Consider the following 19,347-nt stretch of genomic DNA (forward strand, 5'->3'; position numbering starts at 1 on the left):
TTAAACGAGCGCCCATATCTTAGTCACCTCGGTAGATGCATTTTCCGTATTTACTTATCTTCACATAGTTTGGTTTTTTCGTGCCGACTTACTTAGATACTCTCAAAGCTTCAGTTTGTTGAAAAAGCATAGATCCTCCAAAAGTTAGACTAAAAATTAGTTAGCAGTTTTTTTCGCTTCAATCATTCCTAGCGTGGGAACTTTAACATCCCAAGCTAAACCCAATACTTCAAGAGTGCGTTTGATAAAAACTATGTCTACCTTATTGGTAAAGGTATTCAGAATAACAAGCAATTTTTTCCTGAATAAAGGCTCTCTTACTAGCACTTTTTCTATTATCTATATACTGGAGCTTACAAAGCACTTGTATATCAGGAAAACGAGAAATTAATGCCTTGAGGGAAAAGGAATAGATGTATTTTCTAACCCAATTGCATTACCGAATTTACGATGTTTAAATTTTGGAAAATGGCATTGAAGATTCAAGATCCAAAATTTAAACAGGTCTGTTCGCGCAGCGTCTTGTAAGAGTTGCCCCCGAATTTAAACGCGAGAATAATTCTATTATCTAAAATTACTTGACTTGCCCCTGACTTGATTGCTCTTTTCAATCTAAAATCTAAAATCTAAAATCTAAAATCCAAAATTGATTGACGGTTTAGTAATCAAGGGAGTCTAGGAAGCAGTTGATTGATTCGGGTGCAGGTATGGGGGAAACAGTGGAAATAAGTTCTCTTGCAATTGATGATATTCCAGTGATATTGGAATTGCTCAAACAGATGGAGATAGCCAAATTGAGCAAGGGGAACCCTAACTTCTATAAGCAAGTGCAAAGCGTTCAATTCCAGCTAAATCAGCGTGAATTTGAATCTTACAATAGCTACCTTGATTTTGCAAAAGTTCTCGCACTGCATCCGCCTGTCCTGCCATCATCTCAATTAACCACACGCCACCCGGTTGCAAATAGCTAGGAGAAATTTCTATCAAATGGCGAATACAATCCAAGCCATCACCGCCACCATCCAGAGCTAGATGTGGTTCATGGTTAACTACTTCTGGTTGCAAAGTAGGTAAGGTACTGGTGGGTATATAAGGAGGATTCGACACCATACCACTGAACTGACCTTTGAGAAATGCCAGTGGTTCCCACCAAGAACCTTGATAAAATTTAATCCGGTCAGCAAAACCCAAATTATGGGCGTTGGTTCTTGCGATCGCCAAAGCTTCTAAACTGTAATCAACAGCATGAATTGTTGTTTTTGGCAAGATATCTGCTAATCCTATAGCGATCGCTCCACTCCCAGTCCCTAAATCTGCCCAGTGTCCTGAAGTATTGCTAGCAGATGCTTCAGCTAAATCAATTAAGCACTCTGTTTCTGGTCTAGGAATCAAAACCGCACTCGATACCGCGATTTTAAACTGACGCCAAGGTGTAACTCCGGCAATGTACTGCACTGGTAAGCGATCGTTTAATCGCCTCTGCCATAACTGCTCTAACTCTTCTAGAGGCAATTGCAGCTGAATTTGCGGCCAGTTTTTAAAAGACTCCAAACGCAGTGCCAAGCGGTCTAACCCAGCTACCTCTTGGAGCAGCCAATCTACCTCCATTGGTGGGACATCAGTGGCTCCTGCTGCTTGGTGAGCTGCATTCCGCCACTGCCAAAGTTGTAAACCAGAAACTATCAGATGTTTCTCCCCCATGCCTCAACCTTGGAGTGTATGTCCGTTATTTTTTCGGAGCGGGCGCAGCCGCTGGTGATTGATTCGGCGCAAGCGAGCGAATAAAATTGATGGACTCCCGCGATGGATACAGAACAATTTTATTTATACCAGGATCGTTGCTGCTATTTAGAGCCTCCATAACACCATACAAATCCACCACCTGGATTTCAGTGTTGTCTGCTTCCTTTGGCACGGCTTTTTTGAATTGGTCTAACAGAGCCACTGCTTGCTCTTTCTCAAAAAAGAAAGGGATTAATCGCTCGTTGCCTTTGGGGACGGGAATGGTCAAATAGCTATTATCTTTCTTAAATTTGGGTACAAATAAGGGAATACCATTGAATTGCTGCCCTTTTTTACCATTTTGATTCAGCATACTAGTTGCCGATGCTACCTGTTCTTGCGTCGGCACTAAAGTATAAATTACAGAGTCTGATTTCTTTTTGCTTTCTTGGACTATTTTATAGTAGTCTGCCAAGGACAAAGGTCTTACCTGTAGCGTACTTGCCAATTGGGGATTTTCTTTTTTGAGCCGATTGTCAAGGAATTTTTGAGCATCTTGCTTGCTAATAAAAAATCCCACTTGAGAGACAGGCTTGGATGCGTTGTTCCTCGAAAGAACTACGAATTCGCCTTTAGGATTGGTGAGCGTGAATACAGGCACTTCTTGAAGCTTTTTCACTACCTGATCTTGTGGCAATGCCATCGCCTCTAGATTGCCTATTCCTGGTAGATTGCCTATTCCTGAAAGTCCCGCTAAAAATACACTGCCAGCTATACCCAATGTTGCGCCCAAACGAATAAATGATTTCATGACTGCTCCTCGCATCAATAATCCAATTAAATTAAACATGGTTGGATTTGCACAGCACCAACTAGCTTTAGTTATATAGCAATCTATTTCAGTTGTGAAAAATTCATTGTGCGCGTTGAGGTTGAGTGTTAACCGTCAACGGTCAAAATCCAATATTCCACAACTATTTAGGGTTGCTATATTATCGTTTTCACAAATTGACTGTGTTCAAGTTGTGTTTTTTTCGATTTCGCTTTGCTATTCACCACCAAATGCTGTAGATGCCTATTATATGTCTTTTCAAACAGTTAAAAGTCTCTCCACCTCTCGACCTTGGAGATGATAAATGCCATTTTATCGGCTTTTTCTAATATCGGGTGACGCTGTTAGTTAATCAATCGTTCCATCTGCGCTTGCTTTAATATCTTCTCAAATCTATACATCTATACAAAGCTCAGTCTCAGGAACATCTTACTGCTTAAGGAGGAAATTTGCCTGTTAGGCTTCAACAGCCAACCCAACATCAGAACAGCCTAATTGATCTTCTGCCTAAAAATGTACAATTTAATTGCACATCTTAGCAAGAAAACTCTAGTTAATCCACCCTAACTGTTAACTATATTAATTAAATCGGGATGACAGGATTTGAACCTGCGGCATCCTGCTCCCAAAGCAGGCGCGCTACCAAGCTGCGCTACATCCCGGTTAGACTTATCTGCTTTTTGCGGTTTGGTTTTAATTTACCATCAAAGCGATCGCGCTTTCACAAAAGCATTAAATTAATCATATCAGATAACACGGCTCATGCCTAATATATTTTATTTTCTGTAAAGACGAGCTAGATTACATCATTACACTGATAAAGGTTTTTCTGCCGACTTAGTTTTACAAGATATATACTTGCTCGTTCGTCGGCTAAACCTTGCCAAACCAAATCAAAATAATAGATTTATACTATTATACCTAATTTTATTGTGCGAATCGGGTTTTATTTGGATTGAGCGCTAGTGAGGATACCAAAACATACCTTTGATGCCTTCTGGATCAGCCATAAACCCCATAGTTCGGTAGAAATCTACAACATGCGGGTCGGCGAAGAGAGTAACATTACTAATTTCTTCACTCCTAAGTTTTTTGAGAACGTATTTCATCAGTGCCTTGCCCAGTCCTTGACTTTGAAAGTCTGGGTGAACCACCACATCCCAAATAGTGGCATTAAACGCGTGATCTGAGGTAGCGCGGGCAAAACCAATGAGCCGCTTTTGGTTTCCTCTCACCTGCCACATTGAGGCGACAAGAAAACTATGCTCAATAGCTTTTTTCACTTTTCTTAGAGGACGACGCGACCAGCCAACTGCATCACAGAGTTCTTCTAGCTCATACAGGTCAATGTCTCGCTCCGTGCTGAAGACGATGCGAGCTTCCTTTGAAGAAGCTTCGCTAATGCTGCTGGGGTTAGAGTTGCCCGCAGCATCCGCTGTATGCTCTTCAAAGGGGTTTGTCCTAGTTGTCGCTACAGATTCAGGAGTACTAAACCAAGTTTTCCAAAAACCCATGCCAACGTGGTTCGGGTAGTATAACTGAATTGGTTTCCACTCTCAGGAGTGTTGATTCACGTTTAACACAGCTACCCCCATTTACTACCCCTTACACTCAAATTTTTTCGGTTGCTTTCGGGATTTGCAATGGTAACAGCCAGTTAGAGCGTGTTTCACACCAATCATTTTCAACTTTAGCATTTTGTTGTAAAGGCTAGGAGAAATTCACCAAAAGGGTAAGGATACAAGCAATTCAAAATTCAAAATTCACGCATTCAAAATGGAAAAACCTAATCCTGGCAATTGCTCGTATAGAGCTTAAATGCACGTTAGCTTAGGAGTGAATTGTATACAAGGGATTATTTGGGAAAATTCTTCCCTAGTCCCCAGTCCCCAACACCCAGCCCCCAGGTGACGAAAGCAAGCGAGTCTTACCCTTAACAATGGCTTCTGGTTTAAAATCTTCGACACTGGAACTCCTAAAGCGCTTTAACCGAGCGTTTCCCCAGTTTTATGAGCAATTCGTCAGCAGTGAGATTCAACTGCAAAATTTACGGCTAGCCTACCGTCTTTATAAAACTAGACGCGCTGTTATTGAGCTGAAACCGGAAGGTAGCAAAAGTGCCTTGCATTTTGCTTACCGCAACCAGTCTTTTCTCCTCAGCGATATTTTTGGTGTACTAGCAGCTTATGGGTTGACTATCCACGGTCTGAGTCTATACGGTCAGATCCGTCCGCCGATGTTAGTTTTTATCAAACTGTTGGTGTCTCGTGGTAGTAAAGCCTTGACCGAGAAAACCGCAGATAATGTGTGTCGTGCCATTCGCGAGGCTTTAGGAGGTCGGTTTGAGGTAGAAGAAATGCTGGCAGTGGAATTCAATCTTGACACTGGCTTAGAGCAGGTACAAACTGAGTTCTATGTCGATCCGGTCTTTCATCTCCCTGCCCTAGTGATTGAAGCCGATAATCAACCAGGATTATTCTACAAAGTGATGTACGCCATCTGGCAGGAAGACCTGCTGGTAGTCAATGCCAATTTATTGGTTTGGCGTGGACGTACACGGCTAATTCTCTACTTGTTGGGGCCGAATGAAAGCCTCATTCCTGAATATCTCGGTCACAAAATTGCCGAAGGGGTGCGACAGAGGTTGCTGGGTAAATGAAAAAAGTGAGGAGTTAATCAGTTAGGAGTTAGGAGTTAGGAGTTATGAGTTAAAAATTAACAACTCCTCACTTCTGACTCCTAACTCCTAACTCTCTTCTTAATTCCGTATTTAGTCGCACCCGCCCTTAGGGGTACGATATAAGTATGGCAACTATCGAAATCTTGGGCGTTCCACACGCATACGAGCTAACGGCTCCCACTTCCTGCCCCCATGCTTTAGTATTTATCCACGGTTGGCTCAATAGCCGTGGATATTGGCAACCTGTGATTTCCCGCCTATCAGATGATTTGCAGTGCCTTTCCTATGATTTGCGGGGTTTTGGTGAATCCCAATCCCAGGTAAAAACCGATTTTAGTCGGGCACAAACGTCTCTGAGTCTGATGCCCATCTCCAATAGTGCGCTTGGCTCACCAATCGATTCTCTTTATACTCCTGCTGCCTATGCTCAGGATTTAGCAATTCTCCTGAAACAGCTGAATATTACCAGTGCTTGGCTAATTGGTCACTCCTTGGGAGGCACGATCGCTCTTTGGGGAGCAGATCAAATACCTGAGTGTGTTAAGGGAGTTATCTGTATCAACGCTGGTGGTGGTATTTACCTCAAAGAAGCCTTTGAGCAGTTTCGCTCGGCGGGTCAGAAATTCTTGCAAGTCCGTCCGCGTTGGCTGTCCCAAGTGCCTTTGATTGATTTGCTGTTTACTAGAGCCAGTGTGGTACATCCTTTGGAGCGCTATTGGGCACGTCAGCGGCTGATTGCTTTCGTTGTGGCTGACCCGGAAGCAGCTCTGGGAACTCTGCTAGACTCCACAACTGAAGAGGAAATCAATCGTTTACCTGAGCTAGTATCCCAATTGAAGCAGCCAGTTTATTTTTTGGCTGGTGCCGAAGATAAAGTTATGGAACCCAAATATGTACGTCATTTAGCTAGCTTTCACAGACTGTTCCAATATTGTGGTGACAATGTTTTGGAAATTCCTGATTGCGGACACCTGGCTATGTTGGAACAGCCGGATGCAGTGGCTGATCACATCCGGTCGATAGTCAAAAGTCTATAGTTATTGGGCATTGGGCATTGGGCATTGGTTATTTTCTGCCCTGCTCCCCTGCCCCTGATGCCCCTCACGACTCAGGGTGATACAACTTCATCACCTGGGTAAGCGCTAACCTAGACTCAACGCCCAGCGTGAGGGGGGATGTATGACCACGGGATAGATGGTCAGCGGCGGCACAGCCGATCATGGCGGCGTTATCAGTACAGAATTGCAGAGGGGGAAATAGGACGCGTAGGTTATGTTCAACGGCGGCGGCTTGGAGGTTTTTTCTCAACCCGCTATTAGCTGCTACACCGCCACCAATGGCAATTGTGTCTAGACCATAGTCTAGGGCACAAGCGATCGCTCTTTTGGTCAGCGATCGCGCTACGGTTTCCTGAAAGCTAGCTGCTACATCTGCCACTGGTACTTGTCCACTATCTTTCTCTAACTGCTGCACCAAACGTAATACAGCCGTTTTTAACCCACTAAAACTCGTATCATAACGATGAAACCCCCCGCCCGGTAGAGAAACTTTTCCTTCTGGTAGGGCAAAGGCTTGAGGATTGCCCTGTTGTGCCAACTTGTCAATTATTGGCCCACCCGGATAACCCAGCTTTAACAATCGCGCCACTTTATCAAAGGCTTCACCCGCAGCATCATCACGGGTTTGTCCCAAGGTTTCGTAATTACCACAATCCTTGACATAAATCAAGCTTGTATGTCCGCCAGAAACTAATAAACTCAAGAAAGGGGGATTTAAAGTTGGTTCGCTCAAATAAGTGGCGTAAATGTGACCTTCAAGGTGATGAACTCCCAAAAATGGTTTGTTGTGTACCATCGCTAGGGTTTTGGCAGCAGTTAACCCCACCAACAGCGCTCCTACGAGTCCAGGGGCACAAGTGGCGGCAATTGCGTCAATTTTTCCCCAGTCTAGTTGGGCTTGCTCTAGGGCTTGTGCGATCGCAACATTTATCGTTTCCAAGTGCTGGCGAGACGCTACTTCCGGCACTACCCCGCCATACTGCTGATGGACTGGAATTTGCGAGGCTACGATACTGCTGCAAACTTTACGATTGTTAACAATTGCGACGGCTGTTTCATCACAACTGGTTTCTATTGCTAAAACGGTTGTCATTGAGAGTGCTGAGTGCTGAGTTTTGAGTAGTAGAGACAAAATCTTGCTTCTTTACTACCCTACAACAACAATTCTTATACTCAAGACTCGTTACTCACCACTTAGCACTCGATAAAGACTTGGTTGAGAAGCTTTAACTTTTATTTACTTAAACTTTACTCGGTTCCCACCCAAGAGTATGATGACTTCCTAGTTATGCAAATAAACAACTGTACAAGCCGCTTCGTTTTGTACAAAGAACTTTTTGTTTTGTAGTAAAAGGAAACAACTCTATGCGACGATTGTTTGCTTTGATGTTAGCGATTTGTCTTTGGTTCAATTTTGCCTCCCCAGCACAAGCTTTAGGGGCTAATTTGACACCGTGCAAGGACAATCCCGCTTTTCAAGAGCTAGCAGCTAATGCCCGTAATACCACCGCTGACCCGGAATCCGGGAGAAAGCGGTTTGAGCGTTATTCTCAGGCGCTGTGCGGTCCTGAGGGCTATCCCCACTTGATTGTTGATGGTCGTTTGGATCGTGCTGGTGACTTTTTGATCCCCAGCATTCTGTTTCTATATATTGCTGGTTGGATTGGCTGGGTAGGTCGTGCCTATCTGCAAGCGATTAAAAAGGAATCTGACACTGAACTAAAAGAAATCCAAATCGATCTTGGTTTGGCACTACCCATAATGGCGTCAGGCTTTACTTGGCCAGTAGCAGCAGTCCAAGAACTTCTCTCTGGCAAATTAGCAGCGAAGGATTCAGAAATCCCTATTTCGCCACGCTAAATCAGCTTAACTAATTCATTCGTCTAGGAGACTAAATTCATGGCAGACAAAGGCGACCAATCAGCTTATTTGATTAAATTTCTTTCCACAGCGCCCGTGGCAGCTACCATCTGGCTGTCCATCACAGCAGTTATCTTGATTGAATTCAACCTGTTTTTCCCCGATCTACTTTTCCACCCACTGCCATAAGTGGAAAATGAGATTTGGAAAAGTTGAATGTCTTGTTTTTTGCCTAATATTGTGTAGTTGATTTATTCAGCTTAGTTAGGCAGAATTATCACCAAAATAGGCAGCAAAAATGGTTTTTTGAAACTCGTGATTCTGTTTACAGATCGCGAGTTTCAAAGTTTTTAAACTAGCTAAATTAATTTTTCTAAACTTCCTAGCTAAAAGACATATTTAGCTACAATTATTATTAATATAAAAATGCCACCATTTTAATTTAGAGGCGAACATAAAATATGGCACAAGCAGTAGATGCATCAAAGAATCTCCCCAGCGATCCCAGAAATCGGGAAGTTGTTTTTCCCGCATTCGGCGATCCACAGCTAGGCAACCTAGAAACCCCGATTAATGCTTCTCCCTTGAGCAAGTGGTTCATTAATAACTTACCTGCCTATCGTCCAGGTCTTAGCGCTAGTAGACGTGCGGTAGAAGTTGGTATGGCTCATGGTTACTGGATATTTGGCCCCTTTGCCAAATTGGGCCCACTGCGGGACACAGCTAATGCTAACTTAGCTGGATTATTAGGAGCCATAGGCTTGGTTGTTGCCCTCACCGGCGCTCTATCCCTATATGCGAATAGCAATCCGCCCAAAGCACTTCCTAGCGTTACCGTACCCAAACCTCCAGCAGATGCTTTTAACTCTAAAGAAAGCTGGAACGACTTCGCCTTTTATTTCTTGATTGGTGGTATTGGTGGTGCAGTAGTTGCTTACTTTTTGACTAGTAATTTGGCACTAATTCAAGGTCTATTTGGTTAATTAGTAGGAGTTAGGAGTTAGGAGTTAGGAGTTTAAATTCATAACTTCTAACTCTTAACCGGAGGCGGAGCATCTCCGGCTCCGCTCCTAACTTATTTAAACAAAACAGCTTCAATATCATTTAAAGCAGTTTCAAAATCGTCATTAACGATTTGAATATCAAATTCATCTGCGGCTTGAATTTCTTCTTGGGCGCGGAGTAGACGACGAGCGATCGCTTCTTCAGAGTCTTGGGCACGAGAGCGTATCCGTTTCTCTAATTCATCAAAGGAAGGCGGTAAAATAAAAATTCTGAGGGCACTGGGGAAGGAAGCACGAATTTGTCTTGCTCCTTCTAGTTCAATTTCCAGCACCACCAACTTACCGGAATTAATTTGGTTAAGTACAGCTTCCCGCGGAGTGCCGTAATAGTTACCAGTAAATTCTGCCCATTCTAAAAATTCACCTTCAGCAACTAATTGTTCAAACTTATTGCGGCTGATAAAGTAATAATTTTTGCCATCGATTTCCCCTGGACGGGGAGAACGAGTCGTCACGGATACGGAATAATATAGTTCCGGGTGACGTTGTAAGAGCGATCGCATTAAAGTACCTTTACCGACCCCACTGGGGCCAGTTAAAACAATCAACCTGCCTAAATGTAAGCATTCTTCGGTAGTAGCACTACTCTGAATGGGTAAAACTGGCATCATCCCTTCAACCTGTGAATCAATCAATCAATAGATATTATTTATTAGTCTTGTGTTCCTGGACAAGTCCACTAGTGACTAAAGAATTTGTAGCAAGGGTGACAGAAAACTTGTCTAATTCACATGGTACTGCCGCTATGGTGCAAATAGAAGTGGGATTGTTAATCTACTGCTAGTCAATTATCTACAGTTTGATGATCGCGGGAAATCACAAAGCGATTCGCTACCGTTTCCGGCTGAATCGCTGACAGAATTATGTGGCTGGAATCGGTGATAATTACAGCTCTAGTCCGACGACCGTAAGTTGCATCAATCAGTTGACCTCTATCCCGTGCATCGGTAATAATCCGCTTAATCGGGGCAGACTCTGGACTGACAATGGCAACTACTCGGTTGGCAGACACGATGTTACCAAAGCCGATGTTGATTAACTGAATGTCCATAAAAAAACTGACGCTAAACGCGGTTTGAGAAGCTTGAAATAAACTTATTCCCATGTTATCGCCAAAAAACGGGAGTTACAACGCTTAAATTCAAGCCAGCATTCGTTTTTAAATAATGTCTGCTTTTTTTAGCTGTTTATCAGCTATATTTCCTGAAAATCTTCCCAAAGATATATGTGCAATTCCACTGATACAAGCTAGTTAGGTGATGTACATTTATAAAAGGATTAGGAACTAGTACACTGTGGCGGAAGTTTGCCTACCTTTAACAAGGAGCTAGTCCGCGCCAGAGCAGTTTCTTAGTAATAGCTCTTAAAACTCTTATCAATAAAGCGTTTGAGCTTATTCATCAAAACTTTTCTTACTTGTACACCTGATCAATAAATAAATGGTGGTAAATAATCCACATCTAAAATTTGCTCAATGCTATAAGGACAAGTTTGCGGAAAACAATTCAATCCACTTTTCTTTTTTGCTTGTCGTAGCACATCAATATAGACTTCTTCAACCACTGTGAGCAGATAGTTGTAGAGGTTTTTAGATTTGGTTAATTTCCTGAGTTCCACCCGAAAATTATCAATTTCCACTTCCCAATGATTTTTACATCCAGGAAGACTCCAATGTTGATACAAAAGCAGATGTTTGAGAAGTTGCAGTAGATAACTTTCGAGCTTGTGTTTGTGTTCATTACCCAATCTTTCAATCTCCTCAATCAAATGCTCCCAATCCAGATGCTCTAAATCTCGTTCTTGCAATTGTTTCAACGTAGTTTCTAACCACAAGTGATAATCCTGTTCATAAAGAATTTGAGTGAGTATTTTAGACATTATTTAATATTCTCCTAATTTACGAAGATTTGGAATTAGGTTTTATTGACGTACACTTCCAGCTTGACAATCACGTAACCAAGCATTAACCGCTTGAGCGATCGCACCATTACTACTATCACGTGGCGGAGATAGTGGCTGCTGTGCTGAATGGGAAGCAATTTGAGAAAACATCATCACTAAACGCCAACCTGTTGTAGTTTTAGTCAACAACAGCCAGTGGAATTCCTGCAATTCTACCGCTTTCTTTCCTATGTACTGCCGCTCCAAGGTAGTAAAGAAAACTTGCTCAACGCCTGATGCAGAGCTTTTAGCCGCATCTGCACTATATTCTTCAAGGTTAAGGGGTAGAGGAGTAAACTCAGGTCTTCCTGCCACTAGCATATAACTGTAAACATCACCGCTTCTACTGAGGCGACGGGCGCGTTGACTAACACGGTTGGTATAACTAGGCAAATCTTGCAGTAGCTGTACAGTTAATGTTTCTAAATTTTGCTCAGAACACAAAGACTTCACCCCGTCGTTGACATTTTCCCTTTCTGCGATCGCAAAGGGTTTAGGGGTGAGGTTTGTCGAGAACGCTGGTAAAGCTTGGTTATTTGATCCTAAAACCCAGAAGCCACAAGCTAAAAGCCAACTATAATTTTTCTTCCTGAGCGAAGAGGCAAGATTTTTCTCCCCAACACCCTGCATCCTATCGCCCATTTTCTTACTGACTCTTAGCTTCATGCCACTGTGGTTAACTCCTCAGAAATCCTCTTCCAGGCTAACTCCGGCTCAGTAGCAGTAGTGATGGGACGCCCAATTACTAGATAATCTGCACCAGCTTTAATAGCTTCGCCTGGGGTGAGCGATCGCTTTTGATCATCAATATCAGCCCAAGTTGGTCTAACCCCCGGACAAACTAGCAAAAAGTCATCTCCACAAGTTTGTCGTAGTTGTGCCACTTCTTGCGGCGAACAAACTGCCCCATCCAATCCCGCCTCTTGAGCCAGCAACGCCATTTTTAGGGCATATTCTGGTAATTCTAGGGGAATCTTTAAATCAAACGCCAGCTGTCTAGCAGAAATGCTCGTTAACAAAGTAATGGCAATTAATTTAGGCGGTTTTACACCTGCTTGGGCTGCCCCTTCCTGTGCCGCCTCTGTTGCGGCTTTGAGAGCATCCATACCAGATGGAGCATGAATTGTCAACAAATCCACCCCGTAACGAGCAGCACTACGACAAGCACCAGCGACTGTGTTAGGGATATCGTGAAACTTTAAATCCAGGAAGATGCGCTTTTCCTTAGATTTCAGCACTTCCAGAATTTTCGGGCCAGTGCTGGTAAACAACTCTAAGCCGACTTTCCACCAAACCACTTGCGGAAGTTGCTCCACAAGAGCGATCGCCCTTTCTTCATCCGGCACATCCAAAGGCACTATAACTCGTTGTTCTGCGTTCATTTGCGATTCCCCACTCCCCATTTAAGGTACTAAGCGCACAAACTTATTTTTCCCAACTTGTAAAACCTTACCTTGTAACTCAGCCGCAGAAGCAAAAGTAGTATCAACATCGGTAATGCGATCGCCATCTAAGCGCACCCCACCTTCTTGAATTTTCCGCTTTCCTTCCCCGGTACTTTTGCACAAGCCACTGACATTGAGAATATAAGCTAATTTAGCGGGGAACTGCGATACCTCAGCTAGAGAGAATTCTGGAACTGCACCTTCCTTGCCGCCGCTTTGTGCAGCTTCTTTCGCTTCTTGGGCTGCGATTTCGCCGTGGTACTGTTTGACAACTTCCCATGCTAGGAGTGTTTGGCGATCGCGGGGATTTTCTGGCAGTTTATCCAAAGGTAAATCCGTCAACAGTTCAAAATACTGTTCCAGGAGATGATCGGGAACTCCTTGCAACTTTTGATACTTTTGTCCTGGGTGTTCTGACAATCCGATATAATTACCTAAAGACTTAGACATTTTTTGCACGCCATCTGTGCCAATCAAAATTGGCAACAGCATCCCAAATTGGGGCTTTTGACCAAAATGGCGCTGCAAATCTCTGCCTACAGCAATGTTAAATTTCTGATCAGTGCCACCTAATTCCACATCTGCCTCAACTGCAACCGAATCAAAACCTTGCATTAACGGGTACAGGAACTCATGGATAAAAATCGGATTCTCTTTTTTATAGCGATCGGCAAATCCTTCCTTCGCCAACATCTGCCCCACCGTCATCGTGGAGAGTAACTCCAAAATTTTCTCTAAGTTGAGCTTAGAGAGCCATTCGGAGTTATAGCGCACCTCCAACCTTCCTGGTGTGTCAAAATCCAAGATAGGACGTACTTGGTCAAGATAAGTCTGAGCATTTTGCGCTACGTCTGCTTCTGTCAGCTGACGACGCACCTCAGATTTACCAGTTGGATCACCAATCCGGGCTGTAAAATCGCCAATAATTAAAACTGCTATATGGCCTGCATCTTGAAATCCTCGCAGTTTTCGTACTGGTATGCTATGACCGAGATGAATATCAGTACCTGTAGGGTCAATCCCCAATTTGACCCTCAAAGGTTGCTTTGTAGTTAGCAAGCGTTTTTCTAGACTTTCGCTGTTAACATCAACTGATTGTGGAAAAACTTCTACTACACCACGACGCAGCCAAGCAAAATCTTGCGTCATACTAGGAGACTCATTATTAGCTATGTTTTGCACACTAGAAGTTAAGTTGGTTATAAACACTGGCAATTTATCCGCTTTCTCATCTGCCAAACTACTATAATTGCAAAAAACTAACCGCCTTGCTTCGCCCAATCAATTACAGTTAAATTTACAAGTGAGGAAGTGAAATAGCCGTGTCGTCGTCTAGGACTTTTGAAGATAAACAGCCACAGCGTCGGGCTTCATCAGGTTTTGAGTTTTTGAAAGGAGTCGGTCAGGTAACTGGCGGTACTCTCCTTTCAATCACCATGCTGGCAAGTTCCATTGTAGCCGGAGGACTGGTTGGTTTAGCCATCAGTTTCCGTAATTTGCCAGATGTGAGACAGCTACGTAACTTCTTTCCCTCAGAAACAACTTACATTTATGACGTTAAAGGCAAACTCTTAACGAGTATTCACGGGGAAGCCAACCGGGAAGTCGTACCCCTAGATAGAATTTCCCCGAATCTTAAACGGGCGGTGTTGGCAAGTGAAGATAGCCACTTCTACGATCACCACGGTATTAACCCCGTGGGCGTTGGGCGGGCTGTAGTAGTTAACGCTGTAGCAGGCGGAGTCAAAGAGGGTGGCTCTACTGTTACTATGCAATTGGTAAAAAACCTGTTTTTGTCTCGCAAGCGTGCTTTTACCCGGAAGTTAGCAGAAGCGGTGCTAGCAATTCGGTTAGAACAAATTCTCAATAAAGACCAAATTTTAGAAATGTACCTCAATCAAGTTTATTGGGGTCATAACAATTATGGTGTACAAACAGCAGCCCGCAGTTACTTTAATAAATCAGCAGAATATTTAAGCTTGGGTGAGTCAGCAATGATGGCGGGTTTGATTCAAGCACCAGAAGAATTCAGTCCGTTTGTGAGCATGAAGCTAGCAAAACAGAAACAAAAAGAAGTGCTGGGACGGATGCTGGAATTGAATTGGATCAACCAGTCAGAGTACGACGATGCCCTCAAGCAAGAAATCAAACTTGGTAGAATCAAATCCTTTCAAGGTAGTGCCCTACCTTATGTAACCAATACCGTAGCGCAGGAGTTGGCTAAGAAGTTTGGGCGTGAGACACTACTCAAAGGCGGGATGCGGGTGCAAACTACAGTTGACGCCAACTTCCAAATGATGGCAGAGGAAACCGTCACGAAGTGGCATAAATTACTACTAGAGCAGGGATTATCTAAGAATCAAATGGCCCTGGTAGCAATTGATCCGCGCACACATTTTATCAAAGCACTGGTAGGTGGTATAGATTCTAAGACTAGTGAATTCAATCGGGCAACTCAATCTCAACGCCAGCCCGGATCTTCTTTTAAACCGTTTGTATATTATACTGCTTTTGCTAGTGGTAAATATACGCCGGACTCAACGGTATTAGATGCCCCAGTTAGCTATCGAGATGGTAACGGTTGGTACTTTCCCAGAAATTATGATGGCACTTTTAGGGGAGAGATGGCAATCCGCACAGCTGTAGCCCAATCGCGCAACATTCCCGTGATCAAAATTGGTAAGGCTGTGGGGATGAATAGAGTCATAGAAACCTGCCGGACTTTGGGGATTATGAGTCCGATGGAACCTGTGTCTTCTTTGCCACTTGGGGCAATTGGTGTCACTCCTCTGGAAATGGCTAGTGCCTATGCTACCTTTGCTAATTATGGCTGGCAATCTCCACCAACTGTAATTGCCCGCGTCACCGATAGTAGTGGTAACGTGCTGCTAGACAATACCCCTAAACCCCAGCTAGTTCTCGATCCTTGGGCATCAGCAGCCATTATCGATGTGATGCGATCGGTAATCTCTGAAGGTACAGGTAAAGGTGCTGCGATCGGTCGCCCAGCCGCAGGGAAGACGGGAACAACATCATCAGAAAAGGATATTTGGTTTGTTGGTACTGTGCCACAGTTAACAACTGCTGTCTGGGTAGGGAGAGACGACAGCAGACAATTAGCTGACCATGCAACAGGTGGTGTTATGGTCGCTCCCATTTGGAAAGATTTTATGGAGAAGGCACTTAAGAACGTACCAGTAGAAAACTTCAAGCCAACTTCCCAGTTTTCTCGTCCCAAGTCACAATAATTTTAGATTTTAGATTTTAGATTTTGGATTAATTGCCAATCCAAAATCCAAAATTCAAAATCTAAAATTGACTAAGCCTGTTTTTCTAGCTCGGATTTCATCCGTTCTAAAGTGAGGTGCATTTGATCAAACATTTGTTGCGGGGTGACACCGAACTGACTTAATTGCGTTTTCAGTTGTTCTACTGTCATTTGTGCCATGAAATCTTCTGATAGCTCGAAGCGCTTCATAAAGATGCGATACCGATCCATCATGGCTTCCATTTGCTCAATAAATAGCTTTTTGCCCTCGCGGTCAAATTTTCCGTAGCCGTTGCCAAGCTTGATCAGCGCTTGATAATCCTCAAACAGCTGTTTTGCTTCTTGCTGAACTATTTCAGAATCGAAGAATCCCATATTGCTTATATTAAACTGAGTGCCCAGACTCAGTAGCTTAATAGTTTTACTTCTATTTTTATTTTAGTCTAGGGGAGTAATCTAGTCACAAAGCTTCGGTTTTAGTACGGTTTGTTACCGAAATTTCAACACTTGACTTGAGAACGTTTCCCCTCGCTAAACCGACTTAATAAAGCCGCAATACTTACAGCTTTAGCCATTGATTTAGGATTAATGTTTTCACCCGGTTGAATTTTCAGTCCAGGAGCGTATTTCAAAGCTAGTGAATCTTCGGGGTTCAGTTTTAAGGCTTGACGGATGTAAACCCTAGCCATGCCGATCAATTTCTGTTGGAGATGTACCAAACCTAATAAAGCATAATAGTCGCTGTTATTTGGCTCTAACTTGATGGCATCGCGCAATTCTTGCACGGCTAGAGTCCAGTTGGCTAGCCTGACGTACTCAATAGCTCGCTGGTAGTGACGTTGAGCGTAGTTTGTCAAAACTGGTTTGACATTAGTTTTTTCATCTAATGTCAATTCAACTGGTTTGACTTCTACCTCAGGGATGATGCAAACAGCTTTTTGCGGTAAGAACAGGTCAGTTTTATGCAACTGTAAGTAAACTAAATTTAGTATACTAATTTGTTGTGTAACTTGATAAAACTGATGGAGTGATTTGTGTTGAGCTTCTGCATAGCAGGCGATCGCTTCTTCGTAAAATAATTCTGCTTGGGGTGCAGACATTTCCATAATTTCCTGAGCTATGGCACTTTGAGAAGATAAAGCTTGCTGCTGTAAGACTCTTGCGTTTGATCGCAGCATAGCTATGGCAATAAAGCGCTTGTGTCGATGTTTCAATTGTTCATAAGCTGGATTGATTAAATGGCTAAATATTGCCGTTGCTAATTCTTGGTCTGGATTGCAGCTTTTGGTATAGCGATCGGGATGTAGCAGCTTCGCTAAAGTGTGATAGCGTTTAAAAATCTGACGATCATCAGCACTCACAGAAATTCCTAGCACAGCGTAAGGATCACAAAGCTTTTCAAGCCATTCTGGCGGTAGGAAGGTCTGTGACATGGCAGTAATCTAGATCCGTTAAAAACTTAAAATTAGCATCAAAGCTCAATGCACAGTCATGTGAAACTTACTCAAATATTAGAAATATGTTGACTAAGCGCAAAAGCCGAAGTGTTGCCGCTGTTTTAGCTTTTTCTGGCACGCTGACAATTTCAGGATTACATAAATTTTATCTGGGACAGCCGCTGTGGGGTGTTTTGTATGTGTTGCTTTCCTGGACGCCTATCCCCAAGGTAGCTAGTGCTATTGAGGGAGTTTGGTATTTAGCCCAAGACGAAGAAGCTTTCGATCGCAATTTTAATCTAGGCAAGTCAGGGGCAAGGAACTCACAACGGGTGAGTAATCAGGTAGGAGCGATCGCTGATGCAATGCGAGAATTAGATGCTCTGCGCCAGGATGGACTGATTACAGAGTATGAATTTGAGCAAAAGCGCCGCCAATTGCTAGACCAGATTTCTTGAGGTAAGCGACAATCATGAATAACTGGCTACCTTTGAACCCCAGGCTGCAAAAACTCCGCGCCAAGCTCCTCAACGATCCTTACTATCGCCTACAATCTGGGGAAGAAATTCAGATAGCGGCCAAATTAGGTATCCGCATTGATGCTAATCAAGCGACTGTAGATGATTGGTTACGCCTACCAGGTTTGTCAATTCACCAGGCGCGATCGCTTGTGGAACTTTCGCGTTCGGGTGTTAAATTTTACTGTATTGAAGATATCGCTGCGGCTTTGGCTATACCAGCGCCGCGCCTAGAGCCATTAAAGCCTCTGCTGAATTTTATTTACTATGACCACGAATCTCTAGAAAATCCGACCCATTTAGTCAACCCAAACACAGCAACAGTTGAAAAGTTAGCACAAATTCCATTTATAGATTTGTCTCTTGCAGAAGCAGTTATACAAAATCGGCAATCAGTTGGGCCTTACCGGAACCTGGCTGATTTTCAGCGGCGATTGCAGCTATCTGGTGATGCGATCGCTCAACTGATGTATTATTTAAGGTTTTAAATTAAAAGTTAGAAGCTTTAAATTGTAGTAACTCCTAACTCCTGTACAGACGCGATTAATCGCGTCTGTACTCCTAACTCTTTAAATGAACCCGATGCGATTGAGAGGCCAAAAGCGAAACGTTGCTCGACCGATGATATTTTTTCTGGGTAAAAAGCCCCAATAGCGAGAGTCATTACTATCGTTGCGGTTATCGCCCATGACAAAAAATTCGTCTTCTGGAACTTTCACCGGTCGATATGGCTGATTTGGTGGTTCAGCGATGTAGTCTTCTGCCAAAGGTTTACCGTTGAGGTAGACTTTGCCAGAAGCAACACTAATGACCTCACCAGGCTGGCCAATAACCCGCTTGATGAAAGCTTGGTCTTTGGGATATCCTCGACGTTGTAGTTCTGCGGGTGGCTGAAAAACAATAATATCCCCAGTTATGGCAGGGTGAAAATGGTAAGAGATTTTTTCAACTACCAAGCGATCGCCTGTATGTAAGGTGGGCAACATCGAGTCAGAAGGTATATAGCGGGGTTCGGCGATAAAAGTCCTGATCAGGAATGCCAAACACAATGCGATCGCAATTAAAATCAGATTTTCTTGCCAACTACGCCATACTTTTAACGACGCACGCTCTTTATTTGCATCACTTTCGTGAGGAATCATAAAAGTTTCTAGCCAGTTTCAGAAGTGGGACAAATACCTTGATTATTTTGACTCAAAAGGTATACTGATAGACAAGTCTGGTTTCTGTACCAATCTATACAGATATTAAATAATACAGTTATTGCATCTACCAAGGATAAGCAAAAGTAGTGTAAATAAACTATGACCCATCTTAGGCAAGATAAGCCGATGATTAGGATTCCTAAATAGATAATTAAAAACTTAATTCTAATTGCTGTAATTATAAGGCAAGTTATTAGATGATTTTCAGTTTTGCTTACTTCTGCTAAAAAAGCTAGTGACCGACTGGTAGAGCGATACAGCCAGTACGTTTTTTATTTGAGCAGAAAATTGGTCGTTGAGTGGTAAAACAGTTTACCG

At 43.1% G+C, this 19,347-nt stretch carries 22 protein-coding genes and 1 tRNA gene; 8 read left to right on the top strand and 15 right to left on the bottom strand.

All coding sequences use genetic code 11. From position 1 onward, the window contains the following. Positions 1–156: 156 nt before the first annotated feature. From V7K30_RS09930 to V7K30_RS09950, 5 genes are all read right to left on the bottom strand, one after another. Entirely contained in the window at positions 157–294 is a 138-nt protein-coding gene (locus V7K30_RS09930) for a hypothetical protein (protein WP_334998886.1), read from the bottom strand. Between the two features lie 516 nt (positions 295–810). Continuing rightward, positions 811–1,701, bottom strand: coding sequence for a peptide chain release factor N(5)-glutamine methyltransferase (gene prmC, locus V7K30_RS09935; RefSeq protein WP_334998887.1), 891 nt, complete (start codon positions 1,699–1,701; stop codon positions 811–813). Positions 1,702–1,726: 25 nt separating this feature from the next. Beyond that, positions 1,727–2,572, bottom strand: coding sequence for a Tic22 family protein (locus V7K30_RS09940; RefSeq protein WP_334998888.1), 846 nt, complete (start codon positions 2,570–2,572; stop codon positions 1,727–1,729). A gap of 570 nt (positions 2,573–3,142) precedes the next feature. Then, positions 3,143–3,216: transfer RNA gene (locus V7K30_RS09945), tRNA-Pro, on the bottom strand. A gap of 300 nt (positions 3,217–3,516) precedes the next feature. Next, complete coding sequence (locus V7K30_RS09950) at positions 3,517–4,068, bottom strand: GNAT family N-acetyltransferase (RefSeq protein WP_334998889.1); 552 nt, start codon at positions 4,066–4,068, stop codon at positions 3,517–3,519. A gap of 425 nt (positions 4,069–4,493) precedes the next feature. Between V7K30_RS09950 and V7K30_RS09955 the strand changes: the two genes are divergently transcribed. Both V7K30_RS09955 and V7K30_RS09960 read left to right on the top strand, forming a co-directional pair. Continuing rightward, entirely contained in the window at positions 4,494–5,213 is a 720-nt protein-coding gene (locus V7K30_RS09955; protein WP_096591211.1) for a hypothetical protein, read from the top strand. Between the two features lie 146 nt (positions 5,214–5,359). Next, positions 5,360–6,271: an alpha/beta fold hydrolase gene (locus V7K30_RS09960; protein ID WP_334998890.1), complete on the top strand. Its 912-nt coding sequence runs from the start codon at positions 5,360–5,362 to the stop codon at positions 6,269–6,271. 64 nt (positions 6,272–6,335) lie between these two features. Here V7K30_RS09960 and tsaD read toward each other — a convergent pair whose 3' ends face one another. Beyond that, positions 6,336–7,385, bottom strand: a complete 1,050-nt coding sequence (gene tsaD / locus V7K30_RS09965) for a tRNA (adenosine(37)-N6)-threonylcarbamoyltransferase complex transferase subunit TsaD (protein ID WP_334998891.1) — start codon at positions 7,383–7,385, stop codon at positions 6,336–6,338. Between the two features lie 272 nt (positions 7,386–7,657). Between tsaD and V7K30_RS09970 the strand changes: the two genes are divergently transcribed. From V7K30_RS09970 to V7K30_RS09980, 3 genes are all read left to right on the top strand, one after another. Further along, positions 7,658–8,152, top strand: a complete 495-nt coding sequence (locus V7K30_RS09970) for a Photosystem I reaction center subunit III (protein WP_334862157.1) — start codon at positions 7,658–7,660, stop codon at positions 8,150–8,152. A 39-nt stretch (positions 8,153–8,191) separates the two neighbouring features. Then, entirely contained in the window at positions 8,192–8,341 is a 150-nt protein-coding gene (gene psaJ / locus V7K30_RS09975) for a photosystem I reaction center subunit IX (RefSeq protein ID WP_334998892.1), read from the top strand. Between the two features lie 272 nt (positions 8,342–8,613). Next, positions 8,614–9,135, top strand: a complete 522-nt coding sequence (locus V7K30_RS09980) for a photosystem I reaction center protein subunit XI (protein WP_334998893.1) — start codon at positions 8,614–8,616, stop codon at positions 9,133–9,135. Between the two features lie 92 nt (positions 9,136–9,227). Here the strand turns inward: V7K30_RS09980 and gmk are convergent, their stop codons facing one another. From gmk to tyrS, 6 genes are all read right to left on the bottom strand, one after another. Next, complete coding sequence (gene gmk, locus V7K30_RS09985) at positions 9,228–9,827, bottom strand: guanylate kinase (RefSeq protein ID WP_334998934.1); 600 nt, start codon at positions 9,825–9,827, stop codon at positions 9,228–9,230. A 173-nt stretch (positions 9,828–10,000) separates the two neighbouring features. Beyond that, entirely contained in the window at positions 10,001–10,267 is a 267-nt protein-coding gene (remA, locus tag V7K30_RS09990; protein ID WP_334971332.1) for an extracellular matrix/biofilm regulator RemA, read from the bottom strand. Between the two features lie 377 nt (positions 10,268–10,644). Beyond that, entirely contained in the window at positions 10,645–11,094 is a 450-nt protein-coding gene (locus V7K30_RS09995; RefSeq protein ID WP_334998894.1) for a DUF29 domain-containing protein, read from the bottom strand. 42 nt (positions 11,095–11,136) lie between these two features. Next, positions 11,137–11,787 (bottom strand): hypothetical protein, encoded by a 651-nt coding sequence (locus V7K30_RS10000; protein WP_442941057.1) that lies wholly within the window; start codon positions 11,785–11,787, stop codon positions 11,137–11,139. Positions 11,788–11,819: 32 nt separating this feature from the next. Further along, positions 11,820–12,539 carry an orotidine-5'-phosphate decarboxylase gene (pyrF, locus tag V7K30_RS10005; protein WP_334998896.1) on the bottom strand — a complete coding sequence of 240 codons (720 nt, stop codon included), beginning with the start codon at positions 12,537–12,539 and terminating at the stop codon, positions 11,820–11,822. Positions 12,540–12,560: 21 nt separating this feature from the next. After that, complete coding sequence (gene tyrS, locus V7K30_RS10010; RefSeq protein ID WP_334998897.1) at positions 12,561–13,751, bottom strand: tyrosine--tRNA ligase; 1,191 nt, start codon at positions 13,749–13,751, stop codon at positions 12,561–12,563. A 173-nt stretch (positions 13,752–13,924) separates the two neighbouring features. On the opposite strand from tyrS, the gene V7K30_RS10015 reads away from it, so the two are divergent. Then, positions 13,925–15,850 carry a transglycosylase domain-containing protein gene (locus V7K30_RS10015; RefSeq protein ID WP_334998898.1) on the top strand — a complete coding sequence of 642 codons (1,926 nt, stop codon included), beginning with the start codon at positions 13,925–13,927 and terminating at the stop codon, positions 15,848–15,850. 71 nt (positions 15,851–15,921) lie between these two features. On the opposite strand, the gene V7K30_RS10020 is transcribed toward V7K30_RS10015, so the two are convergent. Next, complete coding sequence (locus tag V7K30_RS10020) at positions 15,922–16,245, bottom strand: DUF1825 family protein (protein ID WP_334998899.1); 324 nt, start codon at positions 16,243–16,245, stop codon at positions 15,922–15,924. A gap of 125 nt (positions 16,246–16,370) precedes the next feature. After that, a complete protein-coding gene (locus V7K30_RS10025; protein WP_334998900.1) occupies positions 16,371–17,303 on the bottom strand; it encodes a DnaJ domain-containing protein in 933 nt (310 codons plus the stop codon). A gap of 86 nt (positions 17,304–17,389) precedes the next feature. Between V7K30_RS10025 and V7K30_RS10030 the strand changes: the two genes are divergently transcribed. Next, complete coding sequence (locus tag V7K30_RS10030; protein ID WP_334998901.1) at positions 17,390–17,764, top strand: NINE protein; 375 nt, start codon at positions 17,390–17,392, stop codon at positions 17,762–17,764. Positions 17,765–17,778: 14 nt separating this feature from the next. Then, on the top strand, positions 17,779–18,312 hold the full coding sequence (locus V7K30_RS10035; RefSeq protein WP_334998902.1) for a ComEA family DNA-binding protein: 534 nt from the start codon (positions 17,779–17,781) through the stop codon (positions 18,310–18,312). Between the two features lie 81 nt (positions 18,313–18,393). Here V7K30_RS10035 and lepB read toward each other — a convergent pair whose 3' ends face one another. Next, positions 18,394–18,966 (bottom strand): signal peptidase I, encoded by a 573-nt coding sequence (gene lepB / locus V7K30_RS10040; RefSeq protein ID WP_334998903.1) that lies wholly within the window; start codon positions 18,964–18,966, stop codon positions 18,394–18,396. Positions 18,967–19,347: the final 381 nt, after the last annotated feature.

It is taken from the genome of Nostoc sp. (assembly GCF_036917655.1).
Taxonomy (GTDB): Bacteria; Cyanobacteriota; Cyanobacteriia; order Cyanobacteriales; family Nostocaceae; genus Nostoc.